Annotated in this window: 12 protein-coding genes; 10 read left to right on the forward strand and 2 right to left on the reverse strand. The window is 34.0% G+C overall.

What is annotated here, in order from left to right; translation table 11 throughout:
- Positions 1–54: 54 nt before the first annotated feature.
- The 5 genes from EV144_RS05900 to EV144_RS05920 all read left to right on the forward strand — a co-directional run bounded on the left by EV144_RS05900 (position 55) and on the right by EV144_RS05920 (position 4,836).
- Positions 55–654: an REP-associated tyrosine transposase gene (locus tag EV144_RS05900; protein WP_134147032.1), complete on the forward strand. Its 600-nt coding sequence runs from the start codon at positions 55–57 to the stop codon at positions 652–654.
- 112 nt (positions 655–766) lie between these two features.
- Positions 767–1,210 (forward strand): hypothetical protein, encoded by a 444-nt coding sequence (locus EV144_RS05905; RefSeq protein ID WP_134147033.1) that lies wholly within the window; start codon positions 767–769, stop codon positions 1,208–1,210.
- Positions 1,211–1,229: 19 nt separating this feature from the next.
- Positions 1,230–1,709 carry a DUF3592 domain-containing protein gene (locus tag EV144_RS05910; RefSeq protein WP_134147035.1) on the forward strand — a complete coding sequence of 160 codons (480 nt, stop codon included), beginning with the start codon at positions 1,230–1,232 and terminating at the stop codon, positions 1,707–1,709.
- Between the two features lie 112 nt (positions 1,710–1,821).
- Positions 1,822–4,131: a type IA DNA topoisomerase gene (locus EV144_RS05915; protein ID WP_134147037.1), complete on the forward strand. Its 2,310-nt coding sequence runs from the start codon at positions 1,822–1,824 to the stop codon at positions 4,129–4,131.
- 228 nt (positions 4,132–4,359) lie between these two features.
- Positions 4,360–4,836, forward strand: coding sequence for a DUF6265 family protein (locus tag EV144_RS05920; protein ID WP_134147039.1), 477 nt, complete (start codon positions 4,360–4,362; stop codon positions 4,834–4,836).
- A 370-nt stretch (positions 4,837–5,206) separates the two neighbouring features.
- Here the strand turns inward: EV144_RS05920 and EV144_RS05925 are convergent, their stop codons facing one another.
- Positions 5,207–6,367, reverse strand: a complete 1,161-nt coding sequence (locus EV144_RS05925) for an MFS transporter (RefSeq protein ID WP_134147041.1) — start codon at positions 6,365–6,367, stop codon at positions 5,207–5,209.
- 254 nt (positions 6,368–6,621) lie between these two features.
- Here EV144_RS05925 and EV144_RS05930 point away from each other — a divergent pair, with 254 nt between their 5' ends.
- A complete protein-coding gene (locus tag EV144_RS05930; RefSeq protein WP_134147042.1) occupies positions 6,622–8,940 on the forward strand; it encodes a TonB-dependent receptor in 2,319 nt (772 codons plus the stop codon).
- Positions 8,941–9,139: 199 nt separating this feature from the next.
- Positions 9,140–11,569: a TonB-dependent receptor gene (locus tag EV144_RS05935; RefSeq protein WP_134147555.1), complete on the forward strand. Its 2,430-nt coding sequence runs from the start codon at positions 9,140–9,142 to the stop codon at positions 11,567–11,569.
- Between the two features lie 146 nt (positions 11,570–11,715).
- On the opposite strand, the gene EV144_RS05940 is transcribed toward EV144_RS05935, so the two are convergent.
- Entirely contained in the window at positions 11,716–12,702 is a 987-nt protein-coding gene (locus EV144_RS05940) for a helix-turn-helix domain-containing protein (RefSeq protein WP_134147044.1), read from the reverse strand.
- Between the two features lie 215 nt (positions 12,703–12,917).
- On the opposite strand from EV144_RS05940, the gene EV144_RS05945 reads away from it, so the two are divergent.
- The 3 genes from EV144_RS05945 to EV144_RS05955 all read left to right on the forward strand — a co-directional run bounded on the left by EV144_RS05945 (position 12,918) and on the right by EV144_RS05955 (position 17,664).
- Positions 12,918–15,290: a TonB-dependent receptor gene (locus EV144_RS05945; protein ID WP_134147046.1), complete on the forward strand. Its 2,373-nt coding sequence runs from the start codon at positions 12,918–12,920 to the stop codon at positions 15,288–15,290.
- A 75-nt stretch (positions 15,291–15,365) separates the two neighbouring features.
- Positions 15,366–16,529 (forward strand): PepSY-associated TM helix domain-containing protein, encoded by a 1,164-nt coding sequence (locus EV144_RS05950; protein WP_134147048.1) that lies wholly within the window; start codon positions 15,366–15,368, stop codon positions 16,527–16,529.
- 1 nt (position 16,530) lies between these two features.
- Positions 16,531–17,664 (forward strand): alpha/beta hydrolase, encoded by a 1,134-nt coding sequence (locus EV144_RS05955; protein WP_134147049.1) that lies wholly within the window; start codon positions 16,531–16,533, stop codon positions 17,662–17,664.
- Positions 17,665–17,683: the final 19 nt, after the last annotated feature.

Genomic DNA, 17,683 nt, shown 5'->3' on the forward strand with positions numbered 1-17,683 from the left:
CTACAATGCTTATAATAATTTGTAAGAATTTTTACTATATTCGAACAAAAAAATATGCAAGGCGGATATCAAATAAGAAATAATACTTTACCACATTTTATAACAGCAACCGTTGTAGATTGGGTTGACGTATTTACAAGAAAGAATTACAAAGATGTAGTTATTGAGTCTTTAAATTTTTGCATTCAAAATAAATCAATGCTTTTATATGGCTATGTGATTATGAGCAATCATATTCATATGATTGTACAATCTGAAAAAGGTGAATTATCAGATTTACTTCGTGATTTTAAAAAATTTACTGCTTCAAAAATTTTAGAAAAAATAAAATCTGAGCCTGAAAGCAGAAGAGAATGGATGTTAGAACGTTTTAAACTTGCAACAGAAACACATTCGAGAAACAAAAACTATCAATTTTGGCAATATGGCAATCATCCCGAAGAAATTTACAGCAATAAATTTATGTGGTCAAAATTAGATTATATTCATCTTAATCCTGTTCGTGCAGGAATTGTCGAAAAAGCGTCACACTATATATATTCAAGCGCTAGTAATTATGTTTCAGATATTGGATTAATAAAAATTGAAAAAGCTGATATCCCTACGGTTGATATATTAAATTTAAATAATTTTACAAAATACAATCAATATTAAAGCTAGAAAGTTGTAACGGAATATTGGAGCGGGTACGAAGTCGGGAGACTTCGCACAGCGAAAGTCACGCATCTAATCTCAATTTCTTGATCACAAATTGAAGCAAACCTTTATGGATATCAAAAAAATAAAAATTCAGCCAGAGGAAAACTTTGATAATTTTAGAATTAGTCTTTTGCATTCTTTAAAATTGTTTGACTATAATAAAGACTGTTTGATAGATTTTGATTCCAGAATTAAAAACTACTTTGATAGAAACAAAAATTTAAAAGTCGAAATTGAAGTCGACAAAACTAAATTATACCAAACAATTTACAATAAAAAGTTTTGGAATCTGCCGGATTACAAACAAGAAATTCCAGAAAATTACCCAATGCACGGATCAAATATGGAATGTCAGGCCTATTATGATCCGATTGTTATTGACCCAAAAAAGCACCAGGAAAATATCGAACAAACGCAAAAACAAACGCAATTGCAAGTAAATATTATTCTTGCTGAACTTGATTTTTTGAATCGGATGGAGAATATTGAAATAAAGATAAAAAACAAATAAAAAACAAACCGACATCAGAATGGAATTAAATAAAAATCATGGTATAATTATCTTTATTCCATTTGTTTTCTTTATGTTTTACAAGCCTGCAGTTTGTTTCTTAATTCTCGGAACTGTAGCCTTATATTTTCTATTAAGTAGTATTTTATTCTTAAATAAAATTAAAAAAAGCGGAATTGAAAGTGTTGGAAAAATTGTTTCCTATGAATCAGATAATGAAGGTTACAAAACTCCAATTATCGAGTTTGAAACCGCTGACGGGCAAAACCTTGCCGGCAAACCTTTTTTGCATACTTCAACAGACTTAGATAAATTTCAATCTTATAAAGAAAGAATTGACAAGAACATTAAAATAATTTACGATTCAGAAAACCCTGAAAAATTTATTTTAAAACACAATTCTGTAGGTTGTGGAATGGTATTAATGGGTATCGTTGGTTTGGTTTTTATTTTTCTTTCGATTGGAAGCTTACTGGGATATTTTGATATATTTAATTAGTAATAATTCACTTTGCCTTTTTGTTCTTAACAACCTTGTCCCTTTGTCCCTAAGAACCTTTGCCCCTTTCCTAGAAAATCCTTAATTTCGCTTACTAATCAAGAAAGAGAAAATGAAGGTCTGTATTGCCGAGAAACCAAGTGTAGCACGTGAAATCGCATCCGTTTTGGGTGCCAATACTAAACACGATGGCTATTACGAAGGCAACGGTTATGCTGTGACTTACACTTTTGGGCATTTATGTACCTTAAAAGAACCCAACGATTATAAACCACACTGGAAAAGCTGGGATTTGAACAATCTGCCCATGCTTCCGGAAAAATTCGAAACCAAAGTCGTTCAGAATGCGGGAATCGAAAAACAGTTTAAAATTATAAAAAGTCTTTTCGACAAAGCCGAAGTCGTGATAAACTGCGGGGATGCCGGGCAAGAAGGAGAATTGATTCAGCGCTGGGTCATGAACGAAGCCAATTATAAAGGTGAAATTCAGCGTTTATGGATTTCGTCGCTTACTACAGAAGCGATAAAAGAAGGTTTCGAAAACTTAAAACCTTCCGCCAATTACGATAATTTATATTACGCCGGATTTTCGAGAGCGATTGGCGATTGGCTTCTCGGAATGAATGCCACACGCTTGTACACCGTAAAACATGGCGGTTACAAACAAGTTTTGTCTATCGGACGTGTGCAAACGCCAACTTTGGCAATGGTTGTAGACCGATTTAAAGAAATCGAAAATTTTAAACCGCAGCCGTATTGGGAATTGCAGACTTTATACCGTGAAGTACTTTTTAGTTATGAAGACGGTCGTTTTCTGAAAAAAGAAGACGGGGAAATTCTGGCTGAAAAAGTTAAAGAAAGTGATTTTGAAATTGTTTCGATCGACAAAAAAAACGGAAACGAATACGCACCAAAGCTTTTTGATTTAACAGGTTTACAAGTGTATTGCAACCAGAAATTTGGATTTTCGGCAGACGAAACGCTTAAGATTGCGCAGACACTTTACGAACAAAAAGTAATCACGTATCCAAGAGTTGATACGACTTTTTTACCCAATGATATTTACCCGAAAGTAACAGGAATTCTGCAAAATCTAACCAATTATGCCGAATTAACACAGCCTATTTTAGCCAAAAAAATAAAGAAATCACCAAAGGTTTTTAACGATAAAAAAGTTACGGATCACCACGCGATTATTCCGACTGGCGTACAAAACAATCTGGCTTACAATCAGCAGCAGGTTTATGATATTATTACCAAACGTTTTATTGCTGTTTTTTATGATGATTGTCTCGTTGCCAATACTACAGTAATCGGAAAAGCGGCCGATGTAACTTTTAAAGCCACAGGAAAAGAAATTTTAAAGAAAGGTTTCCGCGTTGTATTTGAAGATCCAAACGCCAAAGAAAAAGAAGCCGATTTGCTTCCGACTTTTGTAGTCGGCGAAAAAGGGCCACACGAACCTTCATTTCTTCAAAAAGAAACCAAACCACCGAATCAATTTACCGAGGCAACTTTACTGCGCGCTATGGAAACCGCAGGCAAACAAGTTGATGATGAAGATTTACGTGAATTGATGAAAGAAAACGGAATCGGGCGTCCGTCTACGCGCGCGAATATTATAGAAACGCTTTTTAAACGTCAGTATATTGTTCGAAACAAAAAGCAGGTTTTACCGACATTGACGGGGATTCAGCTTATTGATACGATTCAGAACGAATTGGTAAAATCGGCAGAACTTACCGGTTCCTGGGAAAAACAGTTGAAAGATATTGAAAAAGGAACTTTTACCGCCAGTGCATTCATAACAAACATGAAACGTATGGTGGAAGCTTTGGTTTATGAAGTCCGCATGGAAACCAAACACGCTAATATTTCGCATGCGGCAACGATGCAGCAACCTGTTGTAAAAGCAGAGAAAAAGAAAACTTCTGGAATTTTGGCAGAAACGTGTCCAAAATGTCAAAAAGGAAATTTAATACAAGGAAAGTCTGCTTACGGTTGTTCTGAATATAAATCGGGATGCGATTTTGTACTTCCTTTTATTTTTTCAGACAAAAAAATTACGGAAAGCCAATATTTAAGATTGCTTCAAAAAGGTTCGACTGTAAATATAAAAGGTTTTAAAACCGAAACCGGAACTGTTGAAGGTTTGATTCGTTTTGAAGAGAATTACAAACTAAAATTAGAATCGAAAAAGACTGAACCAAAGAAAAAAACACAAGAAACATCGGCATCGGATTCTTTAACTTGTCCGAAATGTAAAAAAGGTACAATTCTAAAAGGCAAAACGGCTTACGGTTGCGGCGATTATAAATTAGGATGTAATTTTAAAGTTACTTTTGATGATGTAAGAGCGAAATTAAAAGATCAAAAACCTACTAAGGAATTGGTTTATTCTATTTTGAGTGCTAGTATTTAAGTATTGTTTTTTGCCACAGATTTAAAGGATTAAAATGATTTTTTGTTTCACGCAGATTCTGCAGATTCAAGCAGATTTATTTGATTTTTATATTAAAGAAATCTGCTTGATCTGCTTAAATCTATTTAAATCTGCGTGAAACAAATTCGTGAATATTCGTGCAATTCGTGGCAAACAAAATTTTTCATACTTTAGTACCTCAATACAACATCAAAAAATTCAAAATATATGTTTCAGAAAATTACTCTTTTAGCGCTTTTAATTGCTTTTGTTTCCTGTCAGAAAAAAGAAACTGTAGAAAAAGACAGAATCAAAAAAGCAGATTGGCTTATCGGAAATTGGGAAAATAAATCACCAGACGGATTACTTATAGAAAATTGGCAGAAACTGAATGACAGTACTTTTAGCGCTGCTTCTTACTTTATAAAAGGAAAAGATACTTTGCATTTTGAAAGTATTATTTTGGCTCAATTGGGCGAAACATTAACGTATAAAGCAACTGTAAAAGGTCAAAATGACGACAAACCGGTTGAATTTCCGTCTACAATTTCAAACGATAAACAATTGGTTTTTGAAAATTCAAAACACGATTATCCGCAAAAAATCACTTATACAAAAGGTGCAAATAATACTTTGACAGCTGAAATTTCTGGAAAAATGGATGGAAAAGTGACTACAGAAAAGTTTGTAATGACTAAAAAGTGATTCTTTAAGGGGCAAAGGTTCAAAGCTTCAAAGGTTCAAAGGAAAATAAAATTATATTAATCTCGCAAAGTCGCGAAGCCGCGAAGAAAACTTTACAAACTTTGCGACTTCCAATCGCTAGCGCGAGCGTCCCGCTCGTGAACGGAATCTTGTCTCGTACTGAAAAAAGTTTACATATTTATACCTTAAACAATAAAAAGTAAATCAGATTGCTTCATCTTTTTTTAATCTCGAAAAGTCGCAGAGACGCAAAGAAAAAATTTTAAAGATTTTTAATATCTATGCATCTACGAGCTGGACACTCGCACTAGCACAAAGCTATGCAAAATAAAACTTAGAACCTCAGCATCTCAGAACCTTAGCTAAAAAGCTACTCATTTTCCCCTATCTTATTGACCATAAAGATCATAAGAATACCTAAAACGGCCATTACCAGAAAAGCCCATTTCATGCTTAGGTATTCGGAGATAAAACCCACCATTGGCGGTACTAATAAAAATCCGAGATAACCAATTGTAGATATAGAAGTTAAGGCAGAACCGCTGCTTAATTTTGATGATCTTCCGGCGATGCTAAATACTAGCGGCACCACACAAGAAACTCCAAATCCGATTAAAACATAACCAAAAATTGTTGGATAAGCATAAGGTAAAATAAAACAGATTCCGAAACCTATCGTAATCAAAATGCCGCTGTAAAGAAGGATTTTTTTCGTGCCAAATTTCATTACACCATAATCTCCAAATATACGGCCCAAAGTTACCGCCGTGGCGAAAAAGACAAATGCTGCACTGGTTAATTTTGGAGAAGCTTTTAATATATTTTCAAAATAAATACCGCTCCAGTCGTACATGGTATTTTCGCAAGCCATTGATACAAAACAAATCAGAGCAAATTTGATCAGGTTTTTTTCTGGCATTGAGAAGAACTTCTTTTTTACCGGAACTGGCTCGTTATGAATACTCATTGGATAAAAACAAAACGTAAGCGCCATCATAAAAACGCTTACTCCCAACAAGTGATAGGATGGTGCAATATTTTGTGTTACCATTACATACCCTAAACCTGCTCCCGAAAAAACGGCAATACTCCAAACGGCGTGAAAACGTGTAATAATTGATTTTGGATATAATTTTTGAACTTCGAGAGATTGTGCATTAATGGATAAATTGAAAATATTTCGAGAAGCTCCAAAGATCAACAATACGATAACCAACTGCCAGACAAAAGCAACTAAACCAGGCAAAGAGAGTACAATATTAAACATAATGGCACCTAATAACATAATGTAACGGCTGCTGTATTTGTTTAATAATTTTCCTGTAAAGGGCATTGTAAGCATTAAACCAATCGGAAAAGCAAATAAAACGGCTCCAAATTGGGCTTCGGATAAATGTAATTGGGCTTGTATGTGCGGAATTCGCGATACCCAAGAAGAATATCCAAATCCGGAAAGGAAGAAAAATACAGTATTAGCGATACGAAATCCTCGGGGTGTATTTTGAATTTTTTTAAAGAAAGGTAAAATCATGAAGTGTGTTTCAGTTTACGACTGCAAAAGTAAGACATTTTGAGCGGTAAGTAAGCCCAAATAGGCAAAGAACGTTCTTTAAATGTGCATTTAACATTTTAAAAAAAATACAACATTAAAATAATATTAAAAATTGCATGAAAAATTAATTGTTAAAGCAATATTAAAATTTATATTTGCACTGTTTTTATTAAGTCTAAATAATAATACACTCGAAAGAACAATTTAATAATATCTAAGCCAATTAAAAACCCATGAAATTTAAAACCTTAAAAAATCCAAAGTATTTGTTTTTAGCCAGTATGCTTCTTACTGTCTTTACAATGTTTGGTCAACAAAACAACGGAAAAATAAAAGGAACAATTACAACGTCTGACGGAAAACCAGCTTCTGACGTAAACGTAATCCTTAAAAATTCAAAATATGGCACAACTGCCAACGAATATGGTGCTTTTGAATTTAGTAAAGTAAAAGCTTCTTCTTATACGCTGCAGGTTTCACTAATGGGTTACGAAACTTTGGAACAAGAAGTAACGGTTACAGAAAATGAAACAACTTCACTTAATCTGCAATTAAAAGTTTCGAATAAAGAACTTCAGGAAGTGATCATCAACAACAATAAAATGATCAACAAAAAAACAGATTACGCGGCGAGAATGCCTTTGACTAATCTGGAAAATCCTCAGGTTTATAATGTTGTAAGCAAAGAACTTCTTAAAGAACAAATTGTGGTCGATATTAGAAATGCAGTTCAGAATTCTCCTGGTGTAACTACTAAAATTTATCCTTCGGGCGGACTTGAAATTTCATTTAGAGGTTTCAGTACGGGAGTTAATGCCAGAAACGGAATGGAAAACATGACGGGAAGAAGTTCTATTTCTATTGATAATGCAGAACGTATCGAAGTATTAAAAGGACCTTCCGGAACTTTATTCGGATCTTCTGTTTCTTCTTTTGGTGGTGTTGTAAACTTGGTTACCAAAAAACCTTTTGAAGCCAAAAAAACCGAAATATCATATACTGGCGGCAGTTTTGGATTAAACCGTATTGCTGTTGATATTAATACGCCGCTTACTGCAGATAATAAAGTACTATTTAGATTAAATGCTTCTGCAAACACAGAGAAAAGTTTCTTAGATTATGGTTTTAATAAAACATTCTTAGTTGCGCCAAGCCTTCTTTACAAAGCATCAGACCGATTAACTTTTACTTTAGATACCGAAATTTACAATACAAATAATACGCGTCCGACTTACGGAATTTCGTATGCTGCCGGAATTACAAACCCAACTGATCTTCAGATTGATTACAGGAAAAGTTTATTTCATGATGATTTAGATGCTAAAACCTCATCGGCTAAAGTTTTTGTTCAGGCAGAATATAAATTATCAGACAATTGGAAATCTACAACGCTTTACTCTTACATAGACGAAAATGTAGATCATAGTTACCAATATTATACTTTATGGAATTCACCGACTGAAGTAAAAAGAAGAGTTTCTCGTTTTGGACCAATTGCCAATCAGTTTACTAATATTCAAGAAAATATTAATGGTGAATTTTCTACAGGAAGCATCAAACATAAATTATTAGTGGGTGCCAATTACAGATTTACAAAAGGAACTTTTACTTATGGTACCACCGGCGATATTGATGTTATTGATGTAACGCAGCCTTTTGAACCGATTAGAAAAAGCCAAGCTGATGGGTTAATGTCTCAAATGATGTTTGGCGTTCCAGACGAACAAACGTTTAGTATCTATGCTTCAGACGTAATTAATTTTACAGATCGTTTGTCTGCTATGCTAAGTCTTCGTATGGATAACTTTGTACAGAAAAGGCTGCCAGATACAGAGGGTTATAACCAAACGGCTTTATCCCCAAAATTAGGTTTGGTTTATCAGGTGGTAAAAGATCAGGTTTCTTTATTTGGAAATTATATGAATGGTTTTCAAAATTCTGGCCCGGTAAATCAGCCTGACGGAACTTTATTAGTTTTAAAACCAATTTACGCCAATCAGTACGAAGGCGGTGTAAAAGTAGAAGCTTTTGATAAAAAATTAAGCACAACAATTAGTTATTATAACATTACTATTGATAATGCGACCAGAACAGATACAGACGGTTTTAGCATTCAGGATGGTAAACAAGTAAGTAAAGGAATTGATTTTGAATTAATTGCTAATCCTGTAGCAGGTTTAAACATTATGGCAGGTTATGCTTATAATGACAATCGTATTGTAAAATCATCAGATGCAACAATCGAAGGAAATAAAGCAAGCGGTGCGCCAGAGAACGTATTGAATTTTTGGATTTCTTATAAATTCCAAAATGTATTAAAAGATTTCGGACTTGGTTTTGGAGGAAATTATGTAGACAAACAATATAAGTTTGAAGACGAAAGTTTCTATAGCCCGTCTTATTCTGTTTACAATGCGACTGTATTTTACGATCAGCCAAATTGGAGAGTTGGTGTTAAGTTTAACAACTTAAACAATAAAAAATATTGGGACTCTTACGGAATGGCCCAAACACCTTCTAACGCTGCGGTAAATTTGACGATTAAATTTTAATCCCTATTTTTTTTGTTTTTTTTTGATCCTTATTCTTAACGGAATAAGGATTTTTTTTTGCTTTTTACACACCATTATTTAACAATTTTACGACGGAATTTTCAAAAATAGTGACTGTTAAAATAATATTAATTTCTACATTTGCAATTATTTTTATTTATTCTAAATAACAACAATGAAATTAATTAAAATAAACACCATGAATTATCTTAATCCAAGATTACAGCATTTTGCATACGCAATTTGTTTTTTCTTAATTTTTACCAGCAGCATTTTTGCACAACAAAACTCAGGAAAAATAAAGGGATCGGTAACTACTTCTGACGGAGAACCAGCTTCTGAAGTAAATGTAATTTTAAAAAATTCAAAACATTCTGCTATAACCAACGAAGATGGAGCTTTTGAATTTAACCGCGTTAAAGCGGACACATATACATTGGAAATTTCGCTGACAGGTTACGAAACTTTGGTACAACAGATTATTGTAAATCAAGATGCTACCACTACTTTAAATTTACAATTAACTGTTTCAGACAAACAATTAAAAGAAGTAATTGTTACCAATAATAGAGGAAAAAAATTCCCGAAACAAAGCACTTATGTTTCTAAAATGCCTTTAAAAAATCTTGAAAATCCTCAGGTTTATAATATTGTTTCTTCAGAATTACTAAAAGAACAAGCGATTACAAATTATGAAGATGCTTTAAAAAATGTACCGGGAATTCAGAAATTATGGGAATCTACAGGTCGTGGCGGCGATGGTGGTTCTTATTACAGCTTACGTGGTTTTGAAACTCAGGCCAATGTTGTAAACGGATTACCTGGCCTTACCAACGGAAGTCTTGATCCGGCAAACGTAGAAAGAATTGAAGTAATTAAAGGCCCTTCCGGAACTTTGTTCGGAAGCAGTGTCGTAAGTTATGGTGGTCTTATTAATACCGTAACCAAAAAACCTTACAACGGTTTTGGAGGTGAGATTTCTTATCTTACAGGAAGTTTTGGTCTTAACAGAGTTACGGCAGATGTAAATACGTCTTTGGACGATAATGATAATATTGCTTTTAGAGTAAATGCGGCATACCAGACAGAAAACAGTTTTCAGGATGCAGGATTTCGTACTTCGCTTTTTGTAGCTCCTTCTCTATCCTATAAAGTAAACGATAAACTTTCGTTTCTTATCAATACAGAATTTATGCAGGAAGAAAAAACAACGCCTTCTATGTTGTTTTTAGGAAGAGATGCTCTGTTGCAATATGCCAACTTAGCCGAATTAAATTATAACACAAATCTTTCTTTTAACAGCAATGATTTGGCTATGAAAAATCCGAGATTTAGTCTTCAGGGTCAGATGATTTATAAAATTTCAGACCAATGGACTTCTCAAACCGTATTATCAAGAGGTTCATCTAAATCTCAAGGTTTCTATTCTTATATCTATGATAATGAAGACGGAAATAAAGATTTTGGATTCTGGATTACAAAAGAGCAGTCTCAAACCGTTACGACAGATATTCAGCAAAACTTTATCGGAGATTTTAAATTAGGCAATATGCGTAATCGCGTTGTTGCCGGTCTTGATTATTTTGAAAGAAATGTAATGTACGGTGGTTCTGGATACGGATTATTATACAATCTTACTGCTCAAGGCGAAGTAAGACAACTTGATCCTGATGCTCCAAATTTCCTGACTCAGACTTCTGTTGACAGACTTTTGGCTAATGAACCAGCCGGAAATTACAATCCGCAGGATAAAACATATAGCGCTTATGCTTCTGATGTCTTAAATATTACGCCATCTTTATTAGCAATGGCAAGTTTAAGAGTAGATTATTTTGATACAGAAGGTGATGCAAATGCAGATGGCGACGAATATACGCAAACGACATTTTCTCCAAAATTCGGCTTAATCTATCAACCTGTTTTAGACAAATTATCATTGTTTGCTAATTATATGAATGGTTTTAGAAACATTGCTCCGGGCGCAACTTATGATACTGACGGAAACTTAATCGGATCTCAAACTTTTGAACCAGAACACGCCAATCAATTTGAAGCCGGAATTAAAGCTAATATTTTCTCTGATAAACTTACAGGAACAATTAGTTATTATGATATCAGCGTGGCCAATTTGGTAACAAGTAATCCAATGTTCAGCGCACAAGGCGGTGAAGCAAGAAGTAAAGGTTTTGAATTTGATATGAATGCTAATCCAATTCCTGGTTTGAGCATTATTGCCGGATACAGTTATAATGACAGTAAAATTACAAAAGGAGACGAAGGAAATGTTTGGTTAGATCAAGGAAAAAGACCGTTTTGGGCCGGACCAAAAAACTTGGTAAATCTTTGGGCAACGTACAAATTTGAGTACGGAACTCTTGAAGGTTTCGGATTAGGTTTTGGAGGAAATTATGCCAGCGATAATGCCATTTTGGATAGTAACGTAACTGGTAAATTTGTACTTCCTTCTTATACTGTAATCAACGGATCTGTTTTTTATAATTCGAATAAATTCCGTGTTGCTTTAAATGTAAATAATATCGGAAACAAAGATTACTTCAATGGTGGCTGGTCTACTTTAAACCCTCAAAAACCTAGAAACGTTGTAGCTAGTTTTGCTTATAAATTCTAAGATAATTTGAATTGTCAGGCTAAACAAAGTCGAAGCATTGTCAGGCTGAGATAAGTCGAAGTCCCCGCAAAGCACTTCGACTTATCTCAGGAAAACAAAACAAAAAAAGGGACTAATATAAATTAGTCCCTTTTTTATTAATCTTTTTAGTTTTTCAATTTACTTGGCAGATAGCCTAATGTCTTTTTGAAAGCTACTGTAAAATGATGCGGATTTTTGTATCCTAATTCCTCAGAAACAACACAAATCGGCATGTCTTTTTCTAGTATTAATTGTTTGGCGTATTCCATTCTAACCTCTGTGAGATAATTAAAAACCGTTGTATGAAATACAATTTTAAAGTATTTTTTAATTTTAAAATTATTCAGACCAACCTCCGCAGCGATACTTGCAAGCGTGTGTTTTTCTTTAAATCTGGTTTTTAAGATACTTTCAACTTTCAGAATTTTTACATAATCGCAGGCGCTTAATTCAACATTAGCCGGCAGATTTTCTTCTTCATTAATAATCGTAAATAAATACGAAAGAATCTCTACCATTTTTGATTCTAAAAACGCTTTCTTGATTGCTCCAGAATACGAACACTGCAAAATATCTTCGATTAAAATAGTAAGTTTTGGAGTAATGCTTTTGCTTTTTTCCCACATTACATAAGTCGTATGGTTTGCTATAGCCTCTGCCAATAAAGGAATCGTTGTTTTTAGATTCGGATAAAATAACTTTTCCAGATATTCTCCTGTAAATGTAATTTCGAGTGTTCTTCTCCTTTTGGTTCTATAATTTAAAACCCCTTTTATCTTCGGTAGATAAAATAAATTATAATGTCCCTGCGGAATATAAATTCCTCTTTCCTCTACATTTTCAGGACAATATTCGTTATCGCCTTCCATTTCGATGTGCAGTTTTACAAAAGAAAAATCATGCTCTACTTCTATCGAATATGGGTTTTCTATCGTCAAATCTCTTGCCACAACATGCACTCCATTGAGCATAATATCGGTTATTATGCCTTTTATACCTTTATTATCAAAGTTAATTTTCTTCTCAATAAGATCTTCTTTATTAAACCGGATCGGGTCGTTTACTACAACCGTTTCCTTTTTAAAGATGTCACTCTTCATCATTGTTTTCATCTCTTCCACTTTGTTTTGCGGTATTTTTCATCACACTCAACAACATCATAACTAACTGAATTTACGATAGTTTCACTTAATACCTTTTGCGTTTATAAAAATCCTTTTTGCGTTTATTGTGTTTTTATTAACATATTACTTTTGCGTAAAATTATCAATTTATAACTAATCTAAATAAAAACAACGTGTTTTTTATTAAAACCAATCCAAGAAAAATGTTAAACAAGCCATTATTAGTGATATTATTATTTTGCTTTTCTCTTACACAAGTAACAGCACAGCAAAATACGGGTTCTGTAAAAGGAACCGTAATTACGGCAGATGATCAAAATGCTGCTGCAGTAAATGTTGCCATACCAGAATTAAAAAAATCTGCCATCACAGATGAAAACGGGGTTTTTATCCTGCACAAAATCCCAGCCGGAACCTATCAAATAGAAATAAATATGATGGGACACGCACCGGCAAAACAACAAGTTACAATAAATGCAAACGAAACTGCCGCTGTTTCTTTTCAATTAGAATCTTCTTTAAAACAGCTTCAGGAAGTTGTAGTAGTTTCTGGTGCTAAAAAATTCGCAGAAAAGAAAAGCGAATATGTAGCCAGACTTCCTATAAGCAATCTTGAAAATCCACAAGTTTATACTGTTGTTCCAAAAGAACTTTTTCAGGAACAAATTGCAGTAGATTTTAGAAGCGCCTTAACAACTGCGCCAGGTTTAAGTAACGTTACACAAAGTGTAGGTTCTGGCGGTGTTGGATTAAGTTTAAGAATGCGCGGTTTTAGCGGCGCATCTGCAGCGGGTTCTATTCGTAACGGAATGAGTACAAACTGGGTAACCATGAGTGATCCTGTAAACTTAGAAAGCATTGAAGTTATCAAAGGACCGTCTGCAACATTATTTGGTTCTACATTAACTACTTATGGCGGACTTGTAAACAGAGTTACCAAAAAACCTTTTAATGTAACCAAAGGAGAAGTAAGTTATACTACCGGAAGCTGGGCTCTAAGCCGTACAACAATAGATTACAATACGCCAATTGACGAAGACAAAACGATGCTTTTTAGAATCAATGCTGCCTTAGACAATCAAAAAACATGGCAGGATTATGGCAAAAGCCGCACTTTTATAATTGCCCCATCTTTTACTTATTTAGTAAACGACAGATTAACTCTTGATCTGGATGTAGAAATGTATAATGGAAGCCGTAATTCGACTTACATTGGTTTAGGAAATTTAAATACCGAAACCTCGGGTTATAAAAGTTTTAATGATTTGAATTTTGATTTCAAAAAATCATATTCTACAGACGATTTGCAATCTGAAGCAAAAACTACAAATGTTTACGCTAAAGCAACTTATAAACTTTCTGAGCAATGGATTTCGCAAACCAATTTCTCGAATGCATTTACAAATAATAAAGCCAACTATTTATTTCTTCTAATAAATAACAATCCTGATGCAGCTGGAGCACCTTTATTGCAACGCCGATTAATGAACATCAACAGTGTCTTTAAAACCAGCGAAATACAACAGAATTTCATCGGAACTTTTAATATCGGAAACATCAAAAACCGCTTGTTAGTAGGATTAGATTATACTTATATCGGTACGAATGACAGCAGATGGTTCATCAATTCTTATGATGCTGCAGTAGGAAATCCGTTGACTCCGATAAATGGTAATGCACCTTTTATCAATCCAGAAAAATACCATCAATTAATCGCCGATCAGGATGAACCTTGGGTATTGAACAACAGAGATATGAGAACAACAAGTGTTTATGCATCTGATGTAGTTAATGTTACCGATAAATTGATTGCAATGGTAAGCGCGCGCTTTGATCATTATGAAGATAAAATTGATACTTACAATCAAAATGCGCTTTCTCCAAAAATGGGTTTGATTTATCAAATTGTAAAAGGTAAAGTTTCTGTTTTTGGAAATTACATGAACGGTTTTACCAATGTTGGTCCGTCTGAAACAGATCAAAGTCCAACTAACCCAGTTGATTTTAAATTAGAACAAGCCAACCAATTAGAAGGTGGTGTAAAAGTAGAATTATTAGGCGGAAAACTAAACGGAACTTTAAGCTATTATGATATTAAAGTAAAAGACAAAGTGCGTTATACCGATACTTTTCCGGTACAAGACGGAACCCAGAGCAGTAAAGGTTTTGAAGCAGATTTGATTGCTAATCCGTTTAGAGGTTTTCATGTTATTATGGGTTACGGCTATAACGAAAGCGAATATACTTCTGGAGAAATGAAAGGAAATACGCCTTATGCAGCGCCAAAAAATGTAGCCAATCTTTGGATGAGTTATAAAATATTAGACGGAAAAGCAAAAGGAATTGGCTTTGGTTTTGGAGGAAATACACAAAGTGACAGTTATGCCAACGACGAAAATACATTTACCGTAAACGGATACGCTGTAATGGATGCCACTGTTTTTTATGAAAAACAAAAATTCAGAATCGGTTTAAAATTAAACAACATTGCCAACAAAGAATATTGGACTTCTGATTATTGGTCTAATATGATGCCAACAAGACAATTAGTAGCCAACGTTACTTTAAAATTCTAATACACTATACAATTAGTTGTTGCCAAGCTGGCGTATCTTCATGGGGCGCCGGCTTGGTTTTTATCGTTTTACAATATGTTTGAAAATTCAAAAAAAACTAAAAAAAATTCAAAGCAAAAAAACAACTGGAGCAAACTCAACCACTGGCTTCATTTATGGCTGGGGCTTAGCTCCGGCATTATTGTGTTTATCGTTTCGCTTACAGGTGTATTGTTTGTTTTCTGCGATGATATTATTGATGAATTAGCCTATAATTCCCTTTATGTCCAGGAATTAAAAGAACAAAAATTGACTCCCGAAGAAATTTTAAAAGCTTTTAAAAAACAATTTCCAGATCGTAAAGCAAGTTATTTTATTACCTACCGCGATCCTAAACGAACTATAAAACTAGCTTCTTCTACTAAAGAAAGAGATTTGCAGTTTTCGTGGATTGATCCTTACACAGGAAAAGTCCTGACTTCTGGCAAAGCTTACGATTTCTTTTATGTAATTGCACATATTCATAGCGGACACATTCCGTTTGGAGATACCGGAAATCTTATTGTAGAAATTTCGGTCTGGATATTTCTTATCGAACTTATTACTGGACTTATTCTATGGTGGCCAAAAAAATGGAACCGCTCTACACGACAGCAGAGTTTTAAAATAAAAACAAATGCCAGATTTAAACGTCTCAATTACGATTTACATAATGTTCCTGGTTTTTATAATCTGCTTCCTGCGTTGTTGATTACTATTACAGGATTAATTATCGTAAACAAAACTTTAAACAAAACCACACACAAAATTTTTGATGGTATGCCTCGCGCTTATGCAGCCATTCGCGACATTAAACCAGAATACGACAGTACCAAAACATTTGCGCCTTTAAGTCCAATTATAGAAAAAATGTTTAAAGACAAAGCCGTTGAACAGGTAAAACTTTCTGTTGCAGCAAAAGACAGCATTACAAGTTTATTTGCGGTCGCAGCCGAAGATATTGGCTTAAAAGGTCTCCAGAACGGAAAGACGTTTTCGATTAACAGATATACCGGAAAAGAAATTGAAATTCCAGTAAAAGTCATGAACGGGCTCGATATAGACGACACAACAATGAACCTTCATATCGGATTTTGGGCGGGCTGGATCGGGAAAACATTAACCTTATTTGTTGGTTTAATATGCATGTTCCTGCCCGTAACCGGATTTTTAATTTGGTACGGAAGGCGTAATAAAAAGAAAAAAACTCAATCTGTTTAATATGAAAAAGATCTTCTTACTTCTACTCTGCTTTTACTTTAATACTGCATTCTCTCAGGACAGCATAACTATTGGCAGTAAACATCATATTTTTTCGAAAGCATTAAATGAAGAACGCAATTTCTGGATTTATCTCCCGCCCGATTACAACAATACCAAATTTGCTCCGGCAAAATATCCAGTTGTTTATTTACTCGATGCCGAAAGTAATTTTCATTCCTTTACCGGATTACAGCAGTCTTTGGCAAAAGGCCCGTACGCCATGATTCCGCAAATGATTGTGGTTGGCATTACCAATACCAACCGCACCAGAGATTTAACGCCAACGGAAGCCAATCGACAAGCCTTTTTTGATAAAAGCAAAAAGATGTTCAACCAAAGCGGCGGTAATAAAAATTTCATCACTTTTTTAGAAAAAGAACTTCACCCGTATATAGATTCCAATTACAGAACTTCGGGCTATAATATTTTAAACGGACATTCTTTTGGCGGATTAACGGCAACGAATATTTTATTACATCATACCAAATTATTCAATTCTTACATAATTATCGATCCGAGTCTTTGGTGGGATAACGAAATTATGATCAAAAAAGCAGATTCTATTTTCAATAAAAAAGATTTTGAAAAAAGAAGTATTTATGTCGCCATGGCCAATAAAATTAATATACCGCAGGACACTATGACCGATATGGCGAGAGGAATTAGAAAATTTGAAAATTTATTGAAAGCCAATAAAGCAAAAAATCTTCGCTGGAGTTTTAAATATTACGAAAATGAAGATCACGGCACGATTCCGATTCCGGCAGAATATGATGGCTTGCGTTTTATTTTTAAAGAACATTTGGTTCAGGTAAAACAAGCCGTACAAAATCCTTCATTAGTAGAAAAACAATATAATAAACTATCTCAAGAAACTGGTTTTACATTTTATCCTTCTGAAAGTTATCTGGATTGGATGGGAAATTATTGTTTGGATATCGAAAAACCAGATCAGGCGATTGTCTTTTTTAAATGGGCAGAAAAATATTATCCGTCAAGCAAAAATGTTTTAATTTCTTTAGAAAAAGCAAATCTTAAAGCTCAAAACAAATTAAAAGAAGCCGAAACTCCAAAAGAAGCCAAATTTAAATAGTTTTATTTTTAATTATTCT

The organism is Flavobacterium sp. 270 (assembly GCF_004368785.1).
In the GTDB taxonomy this organism is placed as follows: domain Bacteria; phylum Bacteroidota; class Bacteroidia; order Flavobacteriales; family Flavobacteriaceae; genus Flavobacterium.

Coding starts and splice junctions, on each gene's coding strand:
- EV144_RS05955 (WP_134147049.1), top strand. CDS start 16,531: ATGAAAAAGATCTTCTTACTTCTACTCTGCTTTTACTTTAATACTGCA.
- EV144_RS05930 (WP_134147042.1), top strand. CDS start 6,622: ATGAAATTTAAAACCTTAAAAAATCCAAAGTATTTGTTTTTAGCCAGT.
- EV144_RS05935 (WP_134147555.1), top strand. CDS start 9,140: ATGAATTATCTTAATCCAAGATTACAGCATTTTGCATACGCAATTTGT.
- EV144_RS05915 (WP_134147037.1), top strand. CDS start 1,822: ATGAAGGTCTGTATTGCCGAGAAACCAAGTGTAGCACGTGAAATCGCA.
- EV144_RS05900 (WP_134147032.1), top strand. CDS start 55: ATGCAAGGCGGATATCAAATAAGAAATAATACTTTACCACATTTTATA.
- EV144_RS05920 (WP_134147039.1), top strand. CDS start 4,360: ATGTTTCAGAAAATTACTCTTTTAGCGCTTTTAATTGCTTTTGTTTCC.
- EV144_RS05940 (WP_134147044.1), bottom strand. CDS start 12,702: ATGAAAACAATGATGAAGAGTGACATCTTTAAAAAGGAAACGGTTGTA.
- EV144_RS05905 (WP_134147033.1), top strand. CDS start 767: ATGGATATCAAAAAAATAAAAATTCAGCCAGAGGAAAACTTTGATAAT.
- EV144_RS05945 (WP_134147046.1), top strand. CDS start 12,918: ATGTTAAACAAGCCATTATTAGTGATATTATTATTTTGCTTTTCTCTT.
- EV144_RS05950 (WP_134147048.1), top strand. CDS start 15,366: ATGTTTGAAAATTCAAAAAAAACTAAAAAAAATTCAAAGCAAAAAAAC.
- EV144_RS05910 (WP_134147035.1), top strand. CDS start 1,230: ATGGAATTAAATAAAAATCATGGTATAATTATCTTTATTCCATTTGTT.
- EV144_RS05925 (WP_134147041.1), bottom strand. CDS start 6,367: ATGATTTTACCTTTCTTTAAAAAAATTCAAAATACACCCCGAGGATTT.